Below are 24,292 nucleotides of genomic sequence, written 5' to 3' on the forward strand. Positions count from 1 at the left end.
GTTTGTCTATAATGAGAAAATATACGACTGCATGGTCCTTAAATCAATCGTCCATAGCTTTCCAACCAAGGGTTCACCGTAGCCGCAAATCAGTTTCAATACTTCATTGGCTTCTACGCTACCCACAATGGCAGGGGTTACGCCGATAACCGATTTGTCCGGAGACGGCATGAGCAGTGTCCCTTCTTCATCCGGATAGAGGTCACGGTAGTTTTTCGCACCTTCACCGTAGCAGAAGACGGACACTTGGCCTTCAAAGCCTTGAATGGCACCATAAACGTAGGGCTTTCCCCAAGCGTTGCATACGTCATTCAGCAAGTAGCGGGTAGCGAAGTTGTCGCACCCGTCTACCACTATATCGTAGTTCCTTATCAGTTCCCCGGCATTCTTCTTGTCCAGACGGAAGGGGTACGCTTCCACGTTTACATCGCTGTTCAAACCCTGCACTCTACGGGCGCCACATAGAGGTTTAGGCTGCCCAAGGTCAGCTTCAGCATACAGAACCTGACGTTGAAGATTACTGATGCTGACCTGGTCATCGTCCACCAATCCCAGCGTTCCGACTCCTGCTCCCGCCAGATAGAGGGCAATGGGAGAACCCAATCCTCCCACACCGACTATCAACACCTTGGCATTACGCAGTTTCTCTTGTCCGGCTTCGCCTATTTCAGGGAGGGACGTTTGTCTGGCATATCGGTTCATTTGTTCATTATTATTAAGGTTCTGTATTCGGCCACTCATCTCTTGAAAGCCTTCAAATCAAAACTCGCATCCCAATCTTTCCACACCGGTTCGCGCCCCAGGCGTTTCAACGCTTTGTCCACTTCCACAGCCTTGCGCTCGTCGCTGACATGAAACTGTTCCAGCGTTTGCGGATAGCTGTAATATCCTCCCGGCTCGGTCTTGCTTTCGGCGCTCATGGTTGTCACACCAAGTGTTGCCATATGGTCGCGTATATCGGCAGGCTCGCGGGTGGAGTAGGAGATGTCCACATCATGGTCAAAGATACGCATGGCAAAAGTGACTTGTGCCAGTTCGCGGTCGCTCATGATAACATTGGGCTGGAAGCCGCCATTCTCCGAAGGACGCATACGGGGGAAGTTGACGCTGTATTTCGTCTGCCAATAATGCTTCTGGAGATAGCGCAGGTGATAAGCCATCATGGTGATGTCTGTCCGCCATTCTTTCTCCAGACCGATGAGCACTCCCATGCCGATGGAATGGACGCCCGCCTGCCCCATACGGTCGAAACCGTTGACACGCCATTCAAATTTGGACTTCATGCCGCGGGGGTGGTAGATGTTGTAATTCGCTTTGTGATAGGTTTCCTGAAAACAAATCACACCGTTCATGCCGTGCTCTTTCAGCTCTGCATACTCTTCCGCCTTTAAGGGCATCACTTCTATTTTCAGATTGCTGAAGTAGGGTTTTGCCAGGTCTAGTGCACGGGCTATGTAGGGCACGCCTGCTTTGGCCGGATTTTCTCCCGTCACCAACAGCAAATTCTCGAAAGGTGCCAGCTTCTTGATGGCCTTGTATTCGTTCACGATTTCTTCTTCCGTCAGTATGGTACGCGGCATGGGGTTGCTGATATGGAAACCGCAATACACGCAAGAGTTGGTGCAGGAATTCGTGATGTAAAGAGGCACGAACATGGAGATGGTCTTCCCGAATCGTGCCTCGGTGTATTTCTTGCTCAATCGTGCCATCGTCTCCAGATAGGGAGCAGCGGCGGGTGAGATGAGGGCCATGAAGTCCTCTACATTACAATGTTCTTTGGAGAGGGCACGGCGTACATCCGCATCTGTCTTGGCATGGATGCGTGCCGTGGTTTCCTCCCAGGATATATGTTCTAATTCGTCTGAAAACATAGTGTTCTATCAATTCCCATTTATTTCTTTTTTAATTCTCTCGACAACCGCATTGCGCAGAAGTTTGGTCCGCACATCGTGCAATACTCCCCATCCACATGCTTCCCTGCATGGAAATAGCTGAACGCACGTTCCGGGTCGAGTGACAAGTCAAACTGGTCTTTCCAGCGGAATTCATAACGCGCTTTGCTCAGTGCATTGTCGCGCACTTGTGCTCCGGGATGCCCTTTTGCCAGGTCGGCAGCATGGGCGGCTATCTTATAGGTGATGACACCTACACGCACATCCTCCTTATCGGGCAGCGCCAGATGCTCTTTGGGGGTGACATAACAGAGCATGGCCGTACCCAGCCAACCTATCTGTGCCGCGCCGATGGCAGACGTAATATGGTCGTAACCCGGTGCGATGTCCGTCACGATGGGGCCGAGCGTATAGAAAGGCGCATCGTGGCATTTTTCTATCTGGCGCTCCATATTCTCCTTAATCTTGTGCATGGGCACGTGGCCGGGACCTTCGATGAAAGCCTGCACATTCTTGTCCCAAGCACGCAGCACAAGCTCGCCCATCGTGTCGAGTTCTGCAAACTGCGCTTCATCGTTGGCATCGTGCGTAGACCCCGGACGCAGTCCGTCTCCCAAAGAGATGGCCACATCATACTGTGCCAGAATATCGCAAATGTCATCAAAGTGTTCGTAAAGGAAACTCTCGCGGTCGTGCACCAGGCACCATTTGCTCATGATGCTGCCACCACGGCTCACGATACCGCACAGCCTTTTCTCGGCCAGATGCACATTATGGCGGCGTATACCGGCATGGATGGTGAAATAGTCCACTCCCTGCTCGCATTGTTCAATCAAGGTGTCGCGGTAGATTTCCCAGGTGAGGTCCTCCACCTTGCCGTTCACTTTCTCCAATGCCTGGTAGATGGGGACAGTACCTACCGGAACGGGACAGTTACGGATAATCCATTCGCGCGTTTCGTGGATATTCTCCCCGGTGGAGAGGTCCATCAGCGTGTCGCCTCCCCATTTACAGCTCCACAAAGCCTTTTCCACCTCTTCTTCAATGCCGGAGGTGGTGGCGGAGTTTCCGATATTGGTATTTATCTTCACCAGGAAGTTACGGCCTATAATCATCGGCTCTGCTTCGGGATGGTTGATGTTGGCAGGAAGCAGGGCACGTCCGGCGGCAATCTCCCGGCGTACAAATTCCGGTGTGATGTGTGTTTCTATTCCCAGCTCCACGCAGTTCATGTTCTCGCGAATCGCTACATACTCCATTTCAGGCGTGATGATGCCTTGCTTGGCATAGTACATCTGTGTGCAGCATTTTCCTTGAAGGGCACGGTAGGGCAGGGTGATGTGCTCAAAGCGCAGAGAATCGAGTGACCTGTCATCGCGGCGCATGCGTCCGTACTCCGACGTTATTTCGGGAAGCTGCTCCACATCGCCTCGTTTCAGTATCCACGGTTCGCGCAGGCGAGGCAGCCCTTTCTTTAAATCCACTTCGACGGTAGGGTCGCTGAACGGTCCGCTGGTATCATACACATACACTTCAGGATTCGGAGTAATCACCTTTTCTCCATCTATGAAGTTCGTACTGGGCACTTGTTCCACTTTGCGCATAGCTACGCGCAATTCGGGAAACAAGATACCCGGCAAATATACTTTCTCAGAACGGGGGAATTTTATCTTCTGCTTCATTGCATTGTCAGTTTTATAGGTTCAAAAAAGCCGTCAGCGGTGAGCTGGCTTCCGCAACAAAATTATCGGTTTGTGCGCCCAGACCTGCTTCGTATGCCATGCGTCCTGCCTCTACAGCCTGCTTGAACGCTACCGCCATGGCCACGGGGTCGCCCGCCACTGCAATGGCAGTATTCACCAGGCAAGCCGACGCGCCCATTTCCATAGCCTCTGCCGCATGGCTCGGGGCACCGATACCGGCATCCACCACTACGGGGATATTGGCTTGCTCAATGATTATCCTCAAGAAATCCCTTGTCTGCAGTCCTTTGTTTGTGCCGATAGGAGCACCCAGCGGCATGACGGTGGCGGCACCTGCCTCTTCCAGTCTCTTGCACAGTGTGGGGTCTGCCTGACAATAGGGCAGTACTACGAAGCCCAATTTGACCAGTTCCTCCGTGGCTTTCAACGTCTCCACAGAATCCGGCAACAGATAGCGGGGGTCGGGGTGTATCTCCAGTTTCAGCCAGTTCGTGCCAAAAGCCTCACGCGCCATCTGTGCGGCAAAAACAGCTTCTTCGGCATTGCGCACGCCGGAGGTATTGGGCAGAAGCTGAATGCCGGGATGTTGTATATGCACCAGCATATCATCTTCCTTATTGTCCAGTTCAATTCGTTTCATTGCCACCGTCACCATTTCCGTGCCGGATGCCAAGATGGATTGTTCCATCACTTCGTCGGAATGGAACTTTCCGGTTCCTAAAAACAAGCGGGAGTTGAACTCACGTCCCGCAATCACTAATTTTTCCATGTCAGTAGTGTTATATTAATTTTTCGTTCTTTACTTTTTCCCCTGCTTCTTCATTCTTTATTAAAGAAATGATTCTCCGCATCTCGTCTGCCGGACTATCGGCATGCAGCACCGTGCCGGATAGGGCAATTCCGCTGACTCCCGTCTGCATAATGGTGGGAATGTCTGCAATGGTAATTCCTCCGATGGCAACCATGGGCAGGCATACGTTCTCCTCCCGCATCCGGTTGACGATGGCGGCATAGCCTTCCAATCCTAATATCGGGCTTAGGTTCTTCTTAGTGGTGGTGTAGCGGAAAGGGCCGCAGCCTATGTAGTCGGCACCGGCTTTGTAGTGTTGCTGTACATCCTCAAAAGTATTGGCGGTACCGCCTATAATGTACTCCGCGCCCAGAATCCGGCGTGCGTCGGCTATGGGCATGTCTTTCTTTCCAAGATGTACGCCGTCGGCACGCAGCTTCTTTACCAGTTCCACATGGTCGTCAATGATGAAGGTCGCACCGTATTGTCGGCAAAGGGCCTGCACCTCTAAGGCTACGGGTTCTATCGTTTCCACCGGGGTGTCTTTCATGCGCAGTTGCACCCAGCGGCAACCGCCCTCAAGAGCCATGCGTGCAGCATCCAGGTACGAATATCGCTCCGTATAGTGCGTGATGAACTGCATTCCTCCGTTTTTCAGCCTCTCGTCCTTCATCTTCCTCACCCTCCGCAAGCCGCTTTGATAATGATGATGGACATGTATTCCCTCAGGGCGCATTTTGTCCATTCCGTGCGAAGTACAATATGGTTGTCTACGGCCACGGCAATGCCTTGCACCGGTAGGGCAAGTTCCTCGATAAGTTGTGAAAGGGTAGTGGCGCCGGTTTTCACTTCCTTGTTGTTAACCAATACTTTCATTTTTCTGTTCATTAAGAAATAAAACAATGGAAGTAAATACAAAGAAGCGTCTTTACGGCAAGTTTAGTGAAGAAAAAAATATCCAATTCCTACGGCAGTACTAACTGCATCAGGTTCGAGGGTATAATCTCAGCCCGTCAGGGCACCCCTTTGTCTTTACGGCAACAAAGGTAAGGGAAAATCGGAAATAAAAAACAAAAGGAAGCTTTTTTTCTGCCTGTCTCTGACTTTTCTTTTCCTTACCATCTCCGTACCTATACAGACGTAGCAGATAGAGAAGAGATTACAAGAGGAAAGTAAAGTTCTTTAGAAAGAAAGGCTGCCTCTCCGAAGAAAGACAGCCTTGAAGATATATATACACAAAGAATTATGCAATCCCGTGAGCCGTTGCTTCCGGTGCAATTTTCTTGATAAGCCCTTGCAACACTGCACCAGGACCGCACTCTGTGAAGTCCGTAGCACCATCGGCAACCATGTTCTTCACTGTTTGCGTCCAACGTACCGATGCTGTCAGCTGAGCCACCAGATTCTTCTTGATTTCTGCCGGGTCAGTATGAGGCATAGCGTCTACATTCTGATATACGGGGCACTTCGGAGCATGGATTTCTGTTGCATTGATGGCTGCTTCCAGTTCCACTTTGGCAGGGTCCATCAACGGAGAGTGGAATGCACCGCCTACCTTCAACGGTAAGGCGCGCTTGGCACCTGCAGCCTTCATCAGTTCGCAAGCCTTGTTGATACCTTCTATGGAACCGGAAATTACAATCTGTCCCGGGCAATTATAGTTGGCTGCCACGCAAACTTCACCTTCGGCACTTACCTGGGCGCAGATTTCCTCAACCTTTTCATCCGGCAGGGCAATTATGGCTGCCATAGTGGAGGGCTGTGCTTCGCAAGCCTTTTGCATAGCCATGGCACGGGCATACACCAGTTTCAGACCATCTTCAAAGCTCAGTGCACCGGCAGCAACCAAAGCGGAGAACTCGCCCAGTGAGTGACCGGCGGTCATCTCCGGCTTAAAGTCATCGCCCATGCAGAGGGCGGAAATAACGGAATGAAGGAATACGGCAGGTTGGGTAACTTTAGTCTGGCGCAGGTCTTCATCTGTACCGTTGAACATAATATCAGTAATACGATACCCGAGGATATCATTTGCTTTCTCAAAAAGTTCCTTGGCTAATGCCGAATTTTCGTACAGGTCCTTTCCCATGCCAACGAATTGGGCACCTTGACCCGGAAATACAAATGCTTTCATATTTACTCGTTTTTTAGTGTTTAAATAAAAAGTGCTGCAAAGGTAGAGGTTTTTCTGATATTCACCGCACAAACGGATGTTTTTTGTGCAATACCCTTACTTTAAGGAGGAAGCTAAAATACAATATGTATGCTTGGGTCTTCTGTGATATCCGGATACTGAAATACTTATAAATGAAACACTTCCTCCTTATTGTACTTCCTACAATTAGACCTCTTGTGTATTCTTGTAAATTACATATTGTATTCCATACGATAACAACTGAAAATGATATTGTATAAAGTAAGATATGTATTCAGTTGAAAAATAATGCTTTATAACATTGTAAAAATATTCTTTTCCTTTGTTGTAAATTAGAAAAACCTATTTATATTTGCAGCGCTTAACGAGATATATTATGCAAAACATAGAACAAAAAACGCCGTTGGCAAACAATCATATCTCTGTGGACTGTGTAGTGATTGGTTTTGACGGAGAACAGCTAAAGGTTCTGCTGATTAAGCGTGCAGGAGAGGAAGAAGGAGAAATCTTTCATGATATGAAGCTTCCCGGAAGTCTGATTTACATGGATGAGGACTTAGATGAAGCTGCCAAACGGGTGTTGAATGAATTAACGGGCCTGAAGAACGTCAATCTGATGCAATTTAAGGCATTCGGTTCAAAAAACCGTACGAAGGACCCCAAAGATGTGCATTGGCTGGAACGTGCCATGCAGTCCAGGGTGGAACGTATTGTCACCATAGCCTATCTTTCCCTGGTGAAGATAGACCGCGCATTGAACCGTGATTTGGACGATTATCAAGCCAGTTGGGTAGCCATGCCGGATATAAAGGCTCTGGCATTCGACCACAACCTGATCATCAAGGAAGCCATTACCTATGTCCGCCAGTACGTCGAGTTCAATCCGTCTTCACTGTTCGACTTATTGCCGCGTAAGTTCACCGCATCCCAGCTTCGCACTTTGTACGAGCTGGTGTATGACAAGCAGTACGACGTACGCAATTTCCATAAAAAGATAGCCCTGATGGAATATGTCGTTCCTCTGGAAGAAAAACAGCAAGGCGTGGCCCACCGGGCGGCACGTTACTACCGTTTTGACAAAAAGATATACAATAAAATCCGACGGTAGCCGGATTTTGAATTCTTCATATCACTTTCATTCTTTAATATTGATAGAAATGTATTTATTAGGTTATGACATCGGCAGCTCGTCTGTAAAAGCGAGTCTGGTAAATGCGGAAAGCGGCAAATGTGTATCGTCTGCCTTCTTCCCCAAGACTGAAGCGGAAATTATCGCAGTGAAGCCCGGCTGGGCAGAGCAAGACCCCGGAAATTGGTGGGAAAATTTGAAACTGGCCACACAAGCTGTATTGGCAGAATCCGGAGTAAACGCAGAAGACATCAAGGCGATTGGTATCTCTTATCAGATGCATGGCTTGGTATGTGTAGATAAAAACCAGCAGGTGTTGCGTCCTGCCATTATCTGGTGCGACTCCAGAGCCGTGCCCTACGGACAAAAGGCTTTCGAAACATTGGGAGAGGAGACTTGCCTTTCACATCTGCTGAATTCTCCGGGCAACTTCACGGCCTCCAAACTGGCTTGGATTAAGGAGAATGAGCCTTCCGTTTACGAAAAGATTCATAAGATAATGCTGCCGGGCGACTATATCGCCATGAAGTTGAGCGGTACCATCTGTACCACGGTGTCCGGTTTGTCCGAAGGGATGTTCTGGGATTTCAAGAACAACCGGGTTGCTGATTTTCTGATGGAGTATTATGGATTCGACTCCTCTCTGATTGCCGACATCAAACCGACTTTCTCCGAGCAGGGACGCGTCAATGCTGCTGCAGCCGCAGAGCTGGGTCTGAAAGAAGGTACGCCTATCACTTACCGTGCTGGCGACCAGCCCAACAATGCCCTTTCCCTGAATGTATTCAATCCGGGTGAAATAGCTTCCACCGCCGGAACATCCGGCGTGGTATACGGCGTGAACGGTGAGGTGAACTACGACCCCAAGTCACGTGTCAACACCTTTGCACACGTCAACCATGCTGCCGGGCAAACCCGTCTGGGTGTTCTGCTGTGCATCAATGGTACGGGCATCCTCAATTCATGGGTAAAACGCACCGTTGCTCCCGAAGGCATCTCCTACAGCGATATGAATCTGCTGGCCGCACAAGCCCCCATCGGCAGTGCCGGTATCAGTATCCTGCCCTTTGGAAACGGTGCGGAGCGTATGCTGGAGAACAAGGAAACAGGCTGCTCCATTCATGGCATCAACTTCAACCAGCACGGCAAACAGCATATCATCCGCGCAGCACAGGAAGGCATCGTTTTCTCCTTTAAATATGGAATCGACATCATGGAACAAATGGGCATTCCCGTGCAGAAAATTCATGCAGGCAAGGCTAATATGTTCCTCAGCCCGCTGTTCCGCGAGACATTGGCCGGTGTGACGGGAGCTGTCATCGAACTGTATGATACCGACGGGTCTGTAGGTGCCGCCAAAGGCGCCGGAATCGGTGTGGGCATATACAAGGACAACAACGAAGCATTTGCCACGCTTGAGAAGCTCGAGGTGATAGAGCCGAAAGTGGCAGACCGCCAGGCTTATGCCGACGCATATGCGCGCTGGAAACACTGGGTAATGTGCTAATGTGCACATTAAAACGTTAGCACGTTAAAACAATAAATTAATAATTAACCCCGTGATGAATGTGTCTGTCATTGGCACATTCTCACATTAAAACATTAAATTCTTATGGCAACAAAAGAGTATTTTCCCGGAATAGGAAAGATTAAATTCGAAGGTAAAGAGAGCAAGAACCCGATGGCATTCCGTTATTACGATGCCGATAAAGTAATCATGGGTAAGAAAATGAGCGAATGGCTGAAGTTCGCCATGGCATGGTGGCACACTCTTTGCGCAGAAGGTGGTGACCAATTCGGTGGCGGAACAAAGAAATTCCCCTGGAACGGTGAGGCTGACAAGGTTCAGGCTGCCAAGAACAAAATGGACGCCGGCTTTGAATTCATGCAGAAAATGGGTATCGAATACTACTGCTTCCACGATGTAGACCTCTGCGAAGAAGCCGAGACCATTGAAGAATACGAAGCCAACTTGAAGGAAATCGTAGCGTATGCCAAGCAGAAACAAGCAGAAACCGGCATCAAACTGTTGTGGGGTACTGCCAACGTATTCGGCCATGCCCGCTACATGAATGGTGCAGCCACCAATCCCGATTTCGATGTTGTGGCACGTGCCGCCATCCAAATCAAAAACGCCATCGACGCTACTATCGAACTGGGAGGCTCAAACTATGTATTCTGGGGCGGTCGCGAAGGCTACATGTCATTGCTGAATACAGACCAGAAGCGTGAGAAAGAGCACCTCGCACAGATGTTGACCATCGCCCGCGACTATGCACGTGCCCGCGGCTTCAAAGGTACCTTCTTGATTGAACCGAAACCGATGGAACCTACAAAACACCAGTATGATGTAGACACCGAAACCGTTATCGGCTTCTTGAAGGCTCACAATCTGGACAAAGATTTCAAGGTGAACATCGAAGTGAACCACGCTACTTTGGCGGGCCACACCTTCGAGCACGAACTCGCAGTAGCCGTAGACAACGGTATGCTCGGCTCCATCGACGCCAACCGTGGTGACTACCAGAACGGCTGGGATACAGACCAGTTCCCCATTGACAACTTCGAACTGACCCAGGCAATGATGCAAATCATCCGTAACGGAGGCTTTGGCAATGGCGGTACAAACTTCGATGCCAAGACCCGTCGCAACTCCACCGACCTGGAAGACATTTTCATTGCTCACATCGCCGGTATGGACGTGATGGCACGTGCACTGGAAAGTGCAGCCAAATTGCTTGAAGAGTCTCCTTACAAGAAGATGCTGGCCGACCGCTATGCTTCCTTCGACAGTGGTAAAGGCAAGGAATTTGAAGATGGCAAACTGACACTGGAGGATTTGGTAGCTTACGCAAAAGCCAACGGTGAGCCGAAACAGACCAGCGGCAAGCAGGAATTGTATGAGGCAATCGTGAATATGTACTGCTAATAATGATCAATGTTTAGTGATTAGTGGTTAATAAGTTGCGCATGAGGTGTTTCAATATTAATCATTAATCGCTAATCATTAATCGCTAATCATTAACCATTAATCATTAATATCATGAATTATACAGAAAAAGGCAGTAAACTCTACCTCTTCTCTATTGTGCTGGTAGCCGTCATCGGGGGCTTGCTTTTCGGCTACGATACAGCAGTCATATCCGGTGCCGATAAAGGGCTTCAGGCATTCTTTATGGGTGCCTCCGATTTTGTCTACACAGATACGATTCACGGCATTACCTCTTCCAGTGCACTTATCGGATGTATCATCGGTAGTGCTCTTTCGGGATTCTTCGCATCCAATCTGGGACGTAAGAATTCTCTTTTCATAGCCGGCGTCTTGTTCTTTCTGTCGGCATTGGGCTCCTACTACCCGGAATTCCTTTTCTTCGACTATGGTGTTCCTTCCTATTCCTTGCTCGTGGCATTCAATTTCTACCGTGTATTGGGAGGAATCGGCGTAGGTTTGGCATCGGCCATCTGCCCGATGTATATTGCGGAAATTGCGCCGAGCAACATTCGCGGGACTCTGGTATCATGGAACCAGTTTGCCATTATCTTCGGCCAGTTAGTGGTTTACTTCGTGAATTTCCTTATTTTGGGCGAGAATTCAAATCCGGTGATAAAGGCCATTGAAGGAGTCAACCAGATTCTGAATCCCGAAGCGGCAGCATGGACCACAGAGATAGGATGGCGTCTGATGTTTGTCAGTGAGGCTGTTCCTGCAGGAGTCTTTGCGTTGCTCGTACTGTTTGTTCCCGAAACGCCACGCTATCTTGCCATGAGTGGCAAGGATGATAAGGCACTCCAGGTGTTAAGCCGTATCAACGGCTTGGCTCAGGCAAAGGTTATTCTGTCTCAAATCAAAGCCACGGCAGAGGAAAAGACGGAAAAGCTTTTCACTTATGGCTGGATGGTTATCTTTATCGGAATCATGCTGAGTGTATTCCAGCAAGCGGTAGGTATCAACGCCGTACTCTATTTCGCACCGCGTATCTTCGAAACGATGGGAATGGGCAACCCGATGGTGCAGACCGTCATTATGGGTATCATCAATATTCTGTTCACGTTGCTGGCTGTCTTTACAGTCGAGAAATGGGGACGTAAACCACTGCTTATCTCGGGATCTATCGGTATGGCGATAGGTGCTTTCGGAGTAGCTCTTTGCAACGTTGTGGCAGGGCTTCCTTCCATGTTGGCTGTTGTCAGTATCATGGTCTACAGTGCTTCGTTCATGTTCAGCTGGGGCCCCATCTGCTGGGTACTGATTGCTGAAATCTTCCCGAATACCATCCGTGGCGCTGCAGTAGCCATTGCCGTAGCCTTCCAATGGATATTCAATTTCATTGTATCTTCCACCTTCGTACCTATGTACAATATGAGTTTGGGAGATATGGGAGACAAGTTCGGGCACATGTTTGCTTATGGCTTATACGGAATCATCTGTGTGGTGGCTGCTCTGTTTGTCTGGAAGCTTGTTCCCGAAACGAAAGGCAAGACACTGGAAGACATGACCAAGCTGTGGAAGAATAGAAGAAACAATAGATAAGACCGTCATTGAAACTGCCCATATAAGATGGGAAAGAGGAGGCCTGATGAATGCCTCCTCTTTTTGTTATCAATTCCGTATCTTTTCCCTTATCCGTTCAAGATGGGAAAGAAAAATCTTCGGAGGGGAAGATAACATGTAAGGATAAACCGTACCTTTGCACTGTTTTTAATCAGGAATAGCAAGAAAGTTATGGATTCAATGAAAATCAATAAGGTACAGATACGCAATCTGCAGATTGAAGATTATGACCAGTTGGCACAATCGTTTACGCGTGTTTATTCAGACGGAAGCGATGTGTTCTGGACACACAAACAAATAGAAAAGCTGATACGAATCTTTCCCGAGGGGCAGATTGTGACGGTGGTTGACGAGAAAATCGTGGGCTGTGCACTTTCCATCATAGTGAACTACGATGATGTGAAGAACGACCACACCTACGCTCAGGTTACGGGCAAGGAGACTTTCAATACCCACAATCCGAAGGGTAACATCCTTTATGGCATCGAAGTCTTTATTCATCCCCAATACCGCGGCCTGCGTCTGGCACGCCGCATGTATGAATACCGCAAGGAACTTTGCGAAACATTGAACTTGAAGGCAATCATGTTTGGCGGACGTATCCCCAACTACTATAAATATGCTGACCAACTCCGTCCTAAGGAGTACATAGACAAGGTGAAGCAAAAGGAAATCTTCGACCCGGTGCTGACCTTTCAGCTCTCCAACGACTTCCACGTGCGCAAGGTGATGCGCAACTATCTTCCCAATGATGAGGAGTCCAAGCACTATGCCTGCCTGCTGCAATGGGACAATATCTACTATCAGGCTCCCACACAAGACTATGTAAGCCCCAAAACTACCGTCCGTGTCGGCTTGGTGCAATGGCAGATGCGTACCTACAAGACACTGGATGACCTCTTTGAACAAGTGGAGTTCTTTGTGGATGCCGTGAGCGACTATAAGAGTGACTTTGTCCTTTTCCCCGAATACTTCAATGCACCGCTGATGGCAAAATTCAACAATGAGGGCGAATCGCAGGCCATCCGTGGACTGGCGGCCTATACCGAGGAAATCAGGGAGCGTTTCGTCAAGCTCGCTATCAGTTATAACATCAATATCATTACGGGCAGTATGCCGCTTATCAAGGAGGACGGATTGCTATACAACGTAGGATTCCTCTGCCGGCGTGACGGAAGCTATGAAATGTATGAGAAGATACACGTCACTCCCGACGAAATAAAGTCTTGGGGATTGAGTGGAGGCAAGTCCATCCAGACGTTCGACACGGACTGTGCGAAGATAGGCGTGCTGATATGCTACGATGTCGAGTTCCCCGAACTGAGCCGCATCATGGCGGACCAAGGCATGCAGATACTCTTTGTGCCTTTCCTTACCGATACACAGAATGCTTACAGCCGCGTAAAGGTATGCGCCCATGCCCGTGCCATCGAAAACGAGTGCTTCGTCGTGATAGCCGGCAGTGTAGGTAATCTTCCCCGTGTGCACAACATGGACATTCAGTATGCCCAGTCCGGTGTATTCACTCCCTGCGATTTTGCTTTCCCCACAGACGGCAAGCGTGCGGAAGCCACTCCGAATACCGAAATGATTCTTGTATCGGATGTGGATCTGGATTTGCTGAACGAGCTGCATACCTACGGCAGTGTACGTAACTTGAAAGACCGGAGAGGCGATTTGTACGAGGTGAAGATGAAAAAATAACCTTTCCACGCCGGGTTTTTCATCGTACCCGATGCCACACTTCAGTAACTTAAATGCCACACTTTACCGCCTCAAGTGCCACATTTCGTAGTCCGAAACCTATGGCATTCCGGATGATAAAATGTGGCATTTAAGTTACTGAAGTGTGGCATTTCGGATAGTAATTCCATAGTTTATTCGTGTCTTTACACAACTTTTACTCTAAAAACTGAAACAATGGTCAAAAAAGCTTTCTCCGCTTCCGAAATACCTCTTTGCATCAATGTGCTGCGATTACTTAACTACCGTCTGGCCTCCGGTGAACTGATTCTGTCCGACTGGCTTACGGTGAAACAGATTGCTTTTAATATAAGCCTTTCCATTACTCCTAGGCGCGTGTAGAGGAGGAAACCCGTATTCTCCGCACCCGGCAGGAAGTCATCATCAGGCAATTCTCCATCCTGGGCTTCCTGAAAACTGACATAAAGGTCAATTCTGTCACTTATGAACGTGTCCGCTATTACTTCGTAGACTTCATCCTCTATTTTGCCTTCCACGCCACTATGCAGCAGAAGAAGAGCAAGGAAGAATAGCTGAAGCCTGCCTACACCATAAATCAATGAGGCAGCCGCCCAAGTCTATGAAGAGCGCCGCCAATATTATAGTGATGGGGGACTGACCGGAGATGTGAAGCCTGAATGCTCAAAATCCGCCATGCAATTACAGCATCAAAAAACGCCTTTCTTGCCTATGTGGACGAAATCCTGCCCCAAAAGAAAGAAAGAACCCGAAAACCTGATGTATTACTTTCTCTCTTTCGATGAGACATTGGATTGTTTCGGAGTGGTGAATCATTTCCTTAATTATTCTATCTTGAATTATAGTTACATCAGCGGCAGTTGAAGTCTATTCGCAGATGATGCTGCTATTATTTTTTTCAATGTGATATTTTATTATTCTTTCCCATGCTGTTTTGCACGCTTATTGCTGATTGCAGCAATGACATTCGCAGAATTCTACATACCGTTTGTTGAACTCAGCAAAATAGCCCTCTTATTTGTAGTTTTCAGGTCGCTTGTTTGAACTAAATTTACGTTTTGCCGTTTTTTGCTTAGAACCCCGTGGGTTTTAGTGCTTTTCTTAGAAAGGTCACATCAAGCGGATATTACTTCCACACATCCATTGAACTGACGCCAAATAAAACATTTTATCGCACTAAGCCAGCTTTTTCTACCTAAAAAGTCTCTTGTATCTAAGTTTTTTGTAAATTTGCACTCTTAAAATAAAGAAGATGGCTTTTGATGTACCAAAAAACATGCTGGTCAAGAGTATTCTTCAATCGTAAATTGTCAAATAGTAAATATCAAGATGGGTAAGAAGTTTGCCGAATATTCGAAGCTTGACCTTTCCGAAGTGAACGGAAAAGTGTTGGAGAAATGGGACGAAAACCAGGTTTTCGCCAAGAGTATGACAGAACGTGAAGGTTGTCCTTCTTTCGTGTTTTTCGAAGGACCTCCTTCGGCCAATGGTATGCCGGGTATTCACCACGTAATGGCTCGCTCCATTAAGGACATTTTCTGCCGTTACAAAACGATGAAGGGATTTCAGGTAAAGCGTAAGGCCGGATGGGATACTCATGGATTACCCGTGGAACTGGGTGTGGAAAAGGCGCTTGGCATTACGAAAGAGGATATTGGCAGGACTATTTCTGTGGCAGAATACAATGCTGCCTGCCGCAAGGACGTCATGAAGTTCACCAAAGAGTGGGAAGACCTGACGCACAAGATGGGCTACTGGGTGGACATGAAGAACCCCTATATAACTTACGACAACCGCTACATCGAAACGTTGTGGTGGCTGTTGAAGCAACTCTACAAGAAAGGACTGCTTTATAAAGGATATACCATACAACCGTATTCTCCCGCTGCCGGTACAGGACTCAGTTCGCACGAGCTGAACCAGCCCGGATGCTATCGTGACGTAAAAGATACGACCGTAGTGGGGCAGTTCAAGATAAAGAACCCGAAGCCGGAAATGGCAGAGTGGGGGACTCCTTACTTCCTGGCATGGACTACCACTCCGTGGACATTGCCCAGCAATACCGCACTCTGTGTAGGGCCTAAGATTGACTATGTAGCCGTGCAGACCTACAACAGCTATAGTGGCGAGAAGATGACCGTCGTTCTGGCAAAAGCATTGCTCTATGCACACTTCAATAAAAAAGCGGAAGGCATTGCATTAGAGGATTATAAACCGGGAGACAAGCTGATACCTTTCAAGATTGTAAGTGAATACAAGGGACCGGACTTGGTAGGTATGGAGTACGAGCAACTCATCCCGTGGGTAAAGCCGATAGATGTGGCCGAAGACGGCAGTTGGACTGCCAGCGATAAAGGTTTCCGTGTAATCGCGGGTGATTATGTAACGACCGAAGACGGTACGGGTATCGTACACATCGCCCCGACCTTTGGTGCGGACGATGCCTTTGTGGCCCGTGCTGCAGGCATACCTTCCCTGTTCATGATAAACAAGAAAGGTGAAACTCGCCCGATGGTGGATCTCACCGGTAAGTTCTATTTGATAGATGAACTGGATGAGGATTTCGTAAAGGCATGTGTCAACGTGGACTTGTATAAGGAGTATCAGGGCAAGTGGGTAAAGAATGCTTATGACCCTCAATTCACCGTAGACGGCAAGTATAATGAGCAGGCTGCGCAAGCTGCCGAATCATTGGATATCGAAATCTGCATGATGATGAAAGCCGCTCATCAGGCATTCAAGATAGAAAAGCATGTACACAACTATCCGCACTGCTGGCGTACGGACAAACCCGTATTGTACTATCCGCTGGATAGCTGGTTTATCCGCAGCACCGCTTGTAAGGAACGTATGATAGAGTTGAACAAGACCATCAACTGGAAGCCGGAAAGCACCGGTACGGGACGTTTCGGTAAGTGGCTGGAAAACCTGAATGACTGGAATCTCAGCCGTTCACGCTACTGGGGCACTCCGCTGCCTATCTGGCGTACAGAGGACAATAGCGAGGAAAAATGTATCGAGTCTGTAGAAGAACTTTACAACGAAATAGAGAAATCCGTAGCTGCCGGTCTGATGCAGTCCAACCCCTACAAGGACAAAGGCTTCCAGCCGGGTATATATACCGAAGAGAATTACGACAAGATAGACTTGCACCGTCCTTACGTAGACGATGTCATCCTTGTTTCCAAAGACGGCAAGCCGATGAAACGTGAAACGGACTTGATTGACGTATGGTTTGACTCCGGTGCCATGCCTTATGCACAGATACACTATCCGTTCGAAAACAAGGAACTGCTGGACAGCCATCAGGTATATCCTGCCGATTTCATCGCCGAAGGAGTGGACCAGACACGCGGCTGGTTCTTCACGCTGCACGCCATCGCCACGATGGTGTTCGACAGCACCGCTTATAAGGCTGTTATCTCCAACGGTCTGGTGCTCGACAAGAACGGAAACAAGATGTCCAAGCGTCTGGGCAATGCCGTAGACCCCTTCTCGACCATCGAGAAATACGGTTCCGACCCGTTGCGCTGGTACATGATCACCAACTCTTCTCCGTGGGACAATCTTAAGTTCGACGTGGATGGAGTGGAAGAGGTGCGCCGCAAGTTCTTCGGAACACTCTATAACACCTATTCATTCTTCGCCCTCTATGCCAATGTAGACGAATTTGAATACAAGGAAGCCGACGTGCCCATGGCAGAACGCCCTGAGATAGACCGTTGGATTCTCTCCGTACTGAATACGCTGGTGAAGAACGTGGATACCTGCTACAATGAATACGAGCCCACGAAAGCAGGACGTCTCATTTCTGAGTTTGTGAACGACAATCTCTCCAATTGGTACGTTCGTCTGAACCGTAAACGCTTCTGGGGTGGCGGTATGACGCAGGACAAGCTCTCTGCATTCCAGACACTCTATACCTGCTTGGAAACTGTAGCCAAGCTGATGGCGCCCATTGCTCCGTTCTATGCCGACATGCTGTACACAGACCTGATTGCAGCTACGGGACGCGACAACGTGGTTTCCGTACACCTTGCCAAGTTCCCCGAATATAAGGAGGAAATGATAGACAAGGAATTGGAAACCCGCATGCAGATGGCACAAGACGTCACTTCTATGGTATTGGCACTGCGCCGCAAGGTGAACATCAAAGTCCGCCAACCGCTTCAGTGCATCATGATACCGGTAGTGGATGAAGAACAGCGTGCACACATCGAGGCTGTGAAAGCACTTATCATGAACGAGGTGAATGTGAAAGAAATCAAGTTTGTGGACGGTGCTGCCGGTGTACTGGTAAAAAAAGTGAAATGCGACTTCAAGAAGTTGGGACCGAAATTCGGAAAACAGATGAAAGCTGTGGCTGCTGCCGTGGCCGGAATGTCTCAGGAGGCTATCGCTGAACTGGAGAAGAACGGTTCCTATACGTTCGTCCTGAACGGTACGGAAGCTGTGATTGAAACTGCCGATGTGGAAATCTTCAGCGAGGACATCCCGGGCTGGCTGGTTGCCAACGAAGGTAAACTAACCGTAGCTTTGGAAGTTACCGTAACCGAAGAGTTGCGTCGTGAAGGTGTTGCGCGCGAGTTGGTGAACCGTATTCAGAATATCCGCAAGTCAAGCGGTTTTGAGATAACCGATAAAATAAAGATTACATTATCAAAAAATCCTCAAACAGATGATGCAGTAAACGAATATAAAGACTATATTTGTAACCAAGTTTTAGGAACTTCACTGACGCTGACAGACAACGTAGAAAATGGTGCAGAACTAAACTTCGACGATTTCTCGCTGTACGTGAGCGTAGTGAAAGAATAATTAAATACTAACCTGATTAACACGTAAAAGTTATGGCAGAAAAGACAAGATACTCAGATGCTGAATTGGAAGAATTCCGCGCTATCATTCTGGAGAAGTTAGAGTTAGCACAACGTGACTATGAATTGTTAAAGGCTAGCCTGACGGGTGCAGACGGCAATGACACCGACGATACATCTCCTACGTACAAAGTGCTGGAAGAAGGTGCCAACACCTTATCCAAGGAAGAAACCACACGTCTGGCCCAACGCCAGTTAAAGTTCATCCAAGGATTGCAGGCTGCTTTGGTGCGTATTGAGAACAAAACATATGGCATTTGCCGCGAAACCGGCAAACTGATACCGGCAGAGCGCCTTCGTGCAGTGCCTCATGCCACTCTGAGCATCGAAGCTAAAAACAACGGCAAGAAATAAAAATGGGTAAATTCTTTACGAAAGGACGGATAGCCTTACTCATTATATTCTTGGTATTGATTATAGACCAGATTATCAAGATTTGGATTAAGACTCACATGTACTGGCACGAGAGCATCCGAATCACAGATTGGTTCTACATCTACTTTACTGAGAATAGTGGCATGGCTTTCGGTATGGAAATATTCGCCAAACTGTTTCTCACCTTGTTCCGTATTGTTGCGGTGACGGTGATAGGTTGGTTTCTGCATAAATTCGTGAAGCTGGGAATGAAGACGGGATTCATCGTCTGTGTGTCTTTAGTCCTGACGGGAGCTTTGGGTAACATTGTTGACAGCGTCTTTTACGGTGTACTGTTTAATGAAAGCACTCATTCGCAGATAGCTTCTTTCCTGCCTGAAGGGGGAGGATATGCTTCCTGGTTTCACGGCAAAGTGGTAGATATGTTCTATTTTCCTATCATAGATACAAACTGGCCCACATGGATGCCGTTCGTCGGTGGTGAACACTTTATTTTTTTCAGCCCGATATTCAATTTTGCAGATGCAGCAATCAGCTGTGGTATGATTGCATTGCTGTTGTTCTATAATAAGGATTTCAATGATGCCTATCACGCAGCCATAAAGAAATCATGAAAGGAATAAATCGAATTCAATGGTGTAGTGTAGTCCTTCTGGCATTCAGTCTGACGGCTTGTAAGGTGAAAAGACCTGAGACCGTCCTTCCGGATGCCAAGATGGAAAACGTGCTTTACGATTATCACATAGCCAAAGCTATGGGTGAAGAAGTACCGTATAACGAAAGCTATAAGCGGGTTCTTTACATTGAATCGGTTTTCAAGAAATATGGCATCACTCAGGCCGATTTCGACTCTTCTATGGTCTGGTTTGCCCGTAATCCGGAGGTACTTACCAAAATCTACGAGAAAGTGAATGTACGCTTAAAAGCCGAAAGAGACGGTATCAACCACTTGATTGCCCTGCGTGACAACAAGCCGAAAGAATCACTTCCCGGAGACAGTATCGACGTGTGGATATGGCAGCATATCTATCAGTTGACGGGCATGCCCCTGGACAACAAGATAACGTTTACGTTGCCTTCAGACACCAATTTCCACGACCGTGACACGTTGCGCTGGAGCGCACGCTTCCGTTTTCACAACGGTGCACCGGACAGCATACATGCTCCGTTGATGGCGATGCAGGTTCTTTATGAGAAGAATGACAGTGTCATCAGTGCCATTCGGAAAGTACAAGGCACAGGTGTGGAAACGCTCACCTTGTTTGCCGATACCTTAGGAGAAATCAAGGAAATACGCGGGTTCATCTATTACCCGCAGCAGGAGACTCCACAGCCTTTGCTGGCAGACCGTATCTCACTGATGCGCTATCACGCCACGGACAGTCTGGTCATTGCCCCAAAGGACAGCCTTCAGCAGGCCACAGACTCCCTTCGCAAAGACAGTATCGGGAAACCAGAGAAATTGAAGCCTCTGAAAATTCAGGAGCAGGAAAATGCCACAACTCCCAGAACCATACGTCGCCGTCCGAAAGCATGAAACGCTACGCTTCCCATTTTCTGTTTCTTCCCGGACATGGCTATCTGAAACAATATGTGGTGGAGATAGGTGAAGGACAGTGTGTATCACGTATCTTCCCATTGACAGAAGAGGTGGAGAATACGGAATGGCTACCAGGCGTCATAGCTTTGCTTACGGAGGCGGAAACAGACTATCCTCATTTTGATACGTGCTGCAATATACTGACGGCAATCCCTCCGGTTATCGAGGAAGAATTGTCTTGTTTGATTCCCTGGTTGTTTTTCCCTTTTGATTTTACTACAATGCTGCCTGGCGCCGGAACTCAGCGCAAACTACTGCTGTAGCAATAGCCACGTTCAACGACTCCGAGGTCTCACGGCCGGCGGGATAATTCGGTATGTATAGTTTGCGGTTGATGAGTGCCTCCACTTCTTTTCCGATGCCATTTCCTTCATTTCCCATCACAATCAGCCCATTTTTCGAGAGTGGTTGTCCGTACATATTCTCTCCGTCCAGGAAAGTGCCGTAAACGGGAATATCCTTCAGTGAGCGGATGAGCTCGGGTAGGGGAGTATAATGCAGTCTGACGCGTGCGATACCTCCCATCGTGGCCTGCACTGTTTTGGGATTATAGATATCCACCGTATTGGGCGAACAGAATATATGCTCTATCCCAAACCAATCGGCAAGGCGGACAATCGTTCCCAGGTTACCGGGGTCTTGCACATCATCCAAAGCCAGACAGAGGGAGCGGCTGATGACGGAAACATCCGTCTCCTCATCCGGCTGCCGGAACACAGCCAGCACTTGTTGGGGAGTTTTTAGCAGGCTGGCACGCGAAAGTTCTTCCTCCGATACTTCCGTGACATCCGTTACAGTGGAGATAGGGCGGTTCCGGGAAAGCCATTCTGAAGTTGCCAGCAAGAACTGACAAGGAAAATGTCCCAACAAATCCCCTACGAGTTTAGGTCCTTCTGCCAGAAATACCTTGTCAGCCTTCCGGTTCTTTTTCTGCTCCAACGAGTGGATATATTTAATGCGGTTTTTACTTAATGCCATAGGATACACATGTTATCATTTGACAAAAATACGTGATTATTTCAATATAATCAAAAACTCTGCACTCTTCCGGCGTTTTTTATTTCGGGAACAAAAAAATACAAGTATATTTGTAGCTGTTTATGCGCAATTAATGACTCGGTATGGATAAAGGTTTCCGCTACGCGATACTTACTACTATCGTATTTTTGTTGGCTTCCTGTTCTTCTACCAAATATGTGCCGGACGGCTCGTATTTGCTGGATGAAGTGCGTATACATACTGACAATAAGGAAGTAAAACCATCTAATCTCTCCATGTATATCCGCCAGAATCCCAATGCGAAGTGGTTCAGTCTGATAAAGACCCAGTTGTATGTCTACAACTGGTCCGGACGGGACTCTACACGCTGGATAAACCGTACATTGAGGAAATTAGGGGATGCTCCTGTCATATACAGTGAGGAGGAAACCAATCGGACCAGGGAAGAGATCACTAAAGCTGTGCAGAATATGGGCTATATGGGTGCTCTGGTGGAACCGATACGACAAGTCAAAAAGAAAAAGATGAGGTTAGTCTATAAGGTGACAACCGGCAAACCCTATAAAGTGCGTACCTTGAAATATGATATCCGGGACAGTAAAATAAAGGAATACATGCGGCAGGATTCTGCAGTAACCCTCTTATCCGAAGGCATGTATTTTGATGTCAATGTATTGGATGCAGAACGTCAGCGTATCACGAACAAACTGCTTCAGAACGGATATTATAAGTTCAATAAAGAGTACATCTCTTATACCGCAGATACTGTCCGCAATTCTTACCTGGTAGATTTGACGTTGCATTTGGCTCCATACAAGCAGCACAACGAGGATACACCGCAGAATCACCAACAGTACACTATCAATAAAGTGAGTTTCATTACAGACTATAATGTGTTGCAGGCATCTGCCTTGAACAGCATCGAGGTAAATGATTCATTGCACTACAAAGGATTCCCCATCTACTACAAAGACAAGCTTTATCTGCGTCCCAAAGTGCTGACCAACAATCTGCGCATCATTCCGGGAACTCTCTATAATGAGCAAAACGTGCAGCGTACCTACTCCAACTACGGACGCCTGCAAGCCCTGAAATACACCAACATCCGTTTTTTCGAAGTACAGCAGAGTGACAGTGCAAAGCTCAACGCCTATGTGATGCTGACCAAAGGCAAGCATCAGTCCGTATCCTTTGAAGTGGAAGGCACAAACTCTGCCGGCGACTTGGGAGCTGCCGCTTCAGTGGCTTTTCAGCACCGCAACATGTTCAAAGGTTCCGAAACATTCATGTTCAAGCTACGTGGGGCATACGAGGCTGTGTCTGGTTTGCAGAGCTCCTTAAATCAAGACTATATAGAATTAGGTGCGGAAGCAACTATCAACTTTCCACAGTTCATGTTTCCCTTTGTATCCAGCGATTTCAAACGGAGGATAAGGGCTACTACAGAATTCGGCTTGCAATATAACTACCAGATGCGGCCTGAATTCACACGTATTGTGGCGTCTGCCGGATGGAGCTACAAATGGGGAGTACAACAACAGCGTTCGCAGCATCGCATTGATTTACTGGACATCAATTATCTGTACATGCCCAGCATAGACCAGAGATTTAAAGAGGATTATCTGGAGAAAGACGAGAACTACATCCTCAAATATAATTATGAAGACCGTTTTATTGTCCGCACCGGCTATAGCTATATTTATAACAGTGCCGGAAAGGCTTTGATGAATAATTCCGGCATCGGAAATTCCTATACCATCCGCTTCAATTTTGAATCAGCGGGCAATTTGTTGTATGCTGTGGCAAAGCTCGGAGGAATGAAGAAGAATGCATCGGGAGAATACACTTTATTAAACATTCCTTTTGCCCAATACCTGAAAGGCGATTTTGACTTTGCCAAGAACCTGGTCATTGACAACCGCAATTCATTGGCATTTCATTTTGGTGTCGGTATCGCCATTCCATACGGCAATGCAACAATGCTTCCATTTGAAAAACGCTACTTTTCCGGTGGCGCCAATAGTGTGCGCGGATGGTCTGTACGTGATTTGGGGCCCGGTTCTTTCCCCGGCGATAATAACTTCATGAACCAGTCGGGAGACATCAAGCTGGATGCCAGCATTGAATACCGCACACGGTTATTCTGGAAATTCAGAGGGGCTCTCTTTGTAGATGCCGGGAATATCTGGACAATACGGGATTATAAAGACCAGCCGGGAGGTCAGTTTAAATTTGACAAGTTCTATAAGCAGATTGCTTTGGCATATGGTTTAGGACTGCGTCTTGACTTAGATTTCTTTGTATTGCGTTTCGACGGAGGTATGAAAGCAATCAATCCAGCTTACGAGAAGAAAAAAGACCGTTATCCCATTATTCATCCTAAATTTAGCCGCGATTTTGCTTTCCACTTTGCTGTGGGATATCCGTTCTAAAAATATAAATGACTATGGATAAATGATACTGGATAATTAGCATATACATTTACCCATTATCATTTATCC

Annotated in this window: 21 protein-coding genes and 1 riboswitch; of the genes, 12 read left to right on the top strand and 9 right to left on the bottom strand. The window is 47.7% G+C overall.

Annotated elements, in window-relative coordinates; all coding sequences use genetic code 11:
• Positions 1-6: 6 nt before the first annotated feature.
• The 7 genes from EYA81_RS18795 to fabD form a co-directional block, all read right to left on the bottom strand.
• The gene (locus tag EYA81_RS18795; RefSeq protein ID WP_117599737.1) at positions 7-702 is read right to left on the bottom strand and encodes a HesA/MoeB/ThiF family protein; all 696 of its coding nucleotides are present in this window, start codon (positions 700-702) and stop codon (positions 7-9) included.
• Positions 703-737: 35 nt separating this feature from the next.
• Positions 738-1,871 carry a 2-iminoacetate synthase ThiH gene (gene thiH / locus EYA81_RS18800; RefSeq protein WP_117599608.1) on the bottom strand — a complete coding sequence of 378 codons (1,134 nt, stop codon included), beginning with the start codon at positions 1,869-1,871 and terminating at the stop codon, positions 738-740.
• A gap of 20 nt (positions 1,872-1,891) precedes the next feature.
• A complete protein-coding gene (gene thiC, locus EYA81_RS18805) occupies positions 1,892-3,574 on the bottom strand; it encodes a phosphomethylpyrimidine synthase ThiC (RefSeq protein ID WP_131226377.1) in 1,683 nt (560 codons plus the stop codon).
• 13 nt (positions 3,575-3,587) lie between these two features.
• Entirely contained in the window at positions 3,588-4,364 is a 777-nt protein-coding gene (locus EYA81_RS18810; RefSeq protein WP_117599610.1) for a thiazole synthase, read from the bottom strand.
• 10 nt (positions 4,365-4,374) lie between these two features.
• The gene (locus tag EYA81_RS18815; RefSeq protein ID WP_131226452.1) at positions 4,375-5,058 is read right to left on the bottom strand and encodes a thiamine phosphate synthase; all 684 of its coding nucleotides are present in this window, start codon (positions 5,056-5,058) and stop codon (positions 4,375-4,377) included.
• Positions 5,059-5,063: 5 nt separating this feature from the next.
• On the bottom strand, positions 5,064-5,261 hold the full coding sequence (thiS, locus tag EYA81_RS18820; protein ID WP_025835343.1) for a sulfur carrier protein ThiS: 198 nt from the start codon (positions 5,259-5,261) through the stop codon (positions 5,064-5,066).
• Between the two features lie 69 nt (positions 5,262-5,330).
• Positions 5,331-5,421: riboswitch (TPP riboswitch) on the bottom strand.
• A 207-nt stretch (positions 5,422-5,628) separates the two neighbouring features.
• Entirely contained in the window at positions 5,629-6,516 is an 888-nt protein-coding gene (gene fabD / locus EYA81_RS18825) for an ACP S-malonyltransferase (protein WP_117599612.1), read from the bottom strand.
• A 397-nt stretch (positions 6,517-6,913) separates the two neighbouring features.
• Here fabD and EYA81_RS18830 point away from each other — a divergent pair, with 397 nt between their 5' ends.
• The 5 genes from EYA81_RS18830 to EYA81_RS18850 all read left to right on the top strand — a co-directional run bounded on the left by EYA81_RS18830 (position 6,914) and on the right by EYA81_RS18850 (position 13,922).
• A complete protein-coding gene (locus EYA81_RS18830) occupies positions 6,914-7,645 on the top strand; it encodes an NUDIX domain-containing protein (RefSeq protein WP_117599613.1) in 732 nt (243 codons plus the stop codon).
• Positions 7,646-7,694: 49 nt separating this feature from the next.
• Complete coding sequence (locus EYA81_RS18835; RefSeq protein ID WP_117887827.1) at positions 7,695-9,173, top strand: xylulokinase; 1,479 nt, start codon at positions 7,695-7,697, stop codon at positions 9,171-9,173.
• A 105-nt stretch (positions 9,174-9,278) separates the two neighbouring features.
• Positions 9,279-10,595 (top strand): xylose isomerase, encoded by a 1,317-nt coding sequence (xylA, locus tag EYA81_RS18840; RefSeq protein WP_005825539.1) that lies wholly within the window; start codon positions 9,279-9,281, stop codon positions 10,593-10,595.
• Positions 10,596-10,709: 114 nt separating this feature from the next.
• On the top strand, positions 10,710-12,197 hold the full coding sequence (xylE, locus tag EYA81_RS18845; protein ID WP_131226379.1) for a D-xylose transporter XylE: 1,488 nt from the start codon (positions 10,710-10,712) through the stop codon (positions 12,195-12,197).
• A gap of 192 nt (positions 12,198-12,389) precedes the next feature.
• Positions 12,390-13,922 carry a carbon-nitrogen hydrolase family protein gene (locus tag EYA81_RS18850; RefSeq protein WP_117599617.1) on the top strand — a complete coding sequence of 511 codons (1,533 nt, stop codon included), beginning with the start codon at positions 12,390-12,392 and terminating at the stop codon, positions 13,920-13,922.
• 281 nt (positions 13,923-14,203) lie between these two features.
• On the opposite strand, the gene EYA81_RS19765 is transcribed toward EYA81_RS18850, so the two are convergent.
• On the bottom strand, positions 14,204-14,458 hold the full coding sequence (locus EYA81_RS19765; RefSeq protein WP_242672400.1) for a hypothetical protein: 255 nt from the start codon (positions 14,456-14,458) through the stop codon (positions 14,204-14,206).
• A gap of 193 nt (positions 14,459-14,651) precedes the next feature.
• Here EYA81_RS19765 and EYA81_RS19770 point away from each other — a divergent pair, with 193 nt between their 5' ends.
• The 6 genes from EYA81_RS19770 to EYA81_RS18880 all read left to right on the top strand — a co-directional run bounded on the left by EYA81_RS19770 (position 14,652) and on the right by EYA81_RS18880 (position 21,055).
• On the top strand, positions 14,652-14,804 hold the full coding sequence (locus EYA81_RS19770) for a hypothetical protein (protein WP_242672401.1): 153 nt from the start codon (positions 14,652-14,654) through the stop codon (positions 14,802-14,804).
• A 465-nt stretch (positions 14,805-15,269) separates the two neighbouring features.
• The gene (gene ileS / locus EYA81_RS18860; RefSeq protein ID WP_131226381.1) at positions 15,270-18,758 is read left to right on the top strand and encodes an isoleucine--tRNA ligase; all 3,489 of its coding nucleotides are present in this window, start codon (positions 15,270-15,272) and stop codon (positions 18,756-18,758) included.
• A 32-nt stretch (positions 18,759-18,790) separates the two neighbouring features.
• Positions 18,791-19,171, top strand: a complete 381-nt coding sequence (locus tag EYA81_RS18865) for a TraR/DksA C4-type zinc finger protein (protein ID WP_005654117.1) — start codon at positions 18,791-18,793, stop codon at positions 19,169-19,171.
• A 2-nt stretch (positions 19,172-19,173) separates the two neighbouring features.
• A complete protein-coding gene (locus EYA81_RS18870; protein ID WP_131226382.1) occupies positions 19,174-19,806 on the top strand; it encodes a lipoprotein signal peptidase in 633 nt (210 codons plus the stop codon).
• Positions 19,803-20,729, top strand: coding sequence for a DUF4296 domain-containing protein (locus EYA81_RS18875; protein WP_131226384.1), 927 nt, complete (start codon positions 19,803-19,805; stop codon positions 20,727-20,729). Before EYA81_RS18870 ends, EYA81_RS18875 begins: the two co-directional genes overlap by 4 nt.
• Positions 20,726-21,055 carry a hypothetical protein gene (locus EYA81_RS18880; RefSeq protein WP_131226386.1) on the top strand — a complete coding sequence of 110 codons (330 nt, stop codon included), beginning with the start codon at positions 20,726-20,728 and terminating at the stop codon, positions 21,053-21,055. The genes EYA81_RS18875 and EYA81_RS18880 overlap by 4 nt, the downstream gene beginning before the upstream one ends.
• Here the strand turns inward: EYA81_RS18880 and EYA81_RS18885 are convergent.
• A complete protein-coding gene (locus EYA81_RS18885) occupies positions 21,009-21,770 on the bottom strand; it encodes an RNA methyltransferase (protein ID WP_131226388.1) in 762 nt (253 codons plus the stop codon). The two genes, EYA81_RS18880 and EYA81_RS18885, sit on opposite strands and share 47 nt — an antisense overlap.
• 143 nt (positions 21,771-21,913) lie before the next feature.
• Here EYA81_RS18885 and EYA81_RS18890 point away from each other — a divergent pair, with 143 nt between their 5' ends.
• Positions 21,914-24,223, top strand: a complete 2,310-nt coding sequence (locus tag EYA81_RS18890; RefSeq protein WP_131226389.1) for a BamA/TamA family outer membrane protein — start codon at positions 21,914-21,916, stop codon at positions 24,221-24,223.
• The last annotated feature ends 69 nt before the right edge of the window (positions 24,224-24,292 follow it).

Source organism: Bacteroides sp. A1C1, from assembly GCF_004328515.1.
Taxonomy (GTDB): domain Bacteria; phylum Bacteroidota; class Bacteroidia; order Bacteroidales; family Bacteroidaceae; genus Bacteroides; species Bacteroides uniformis.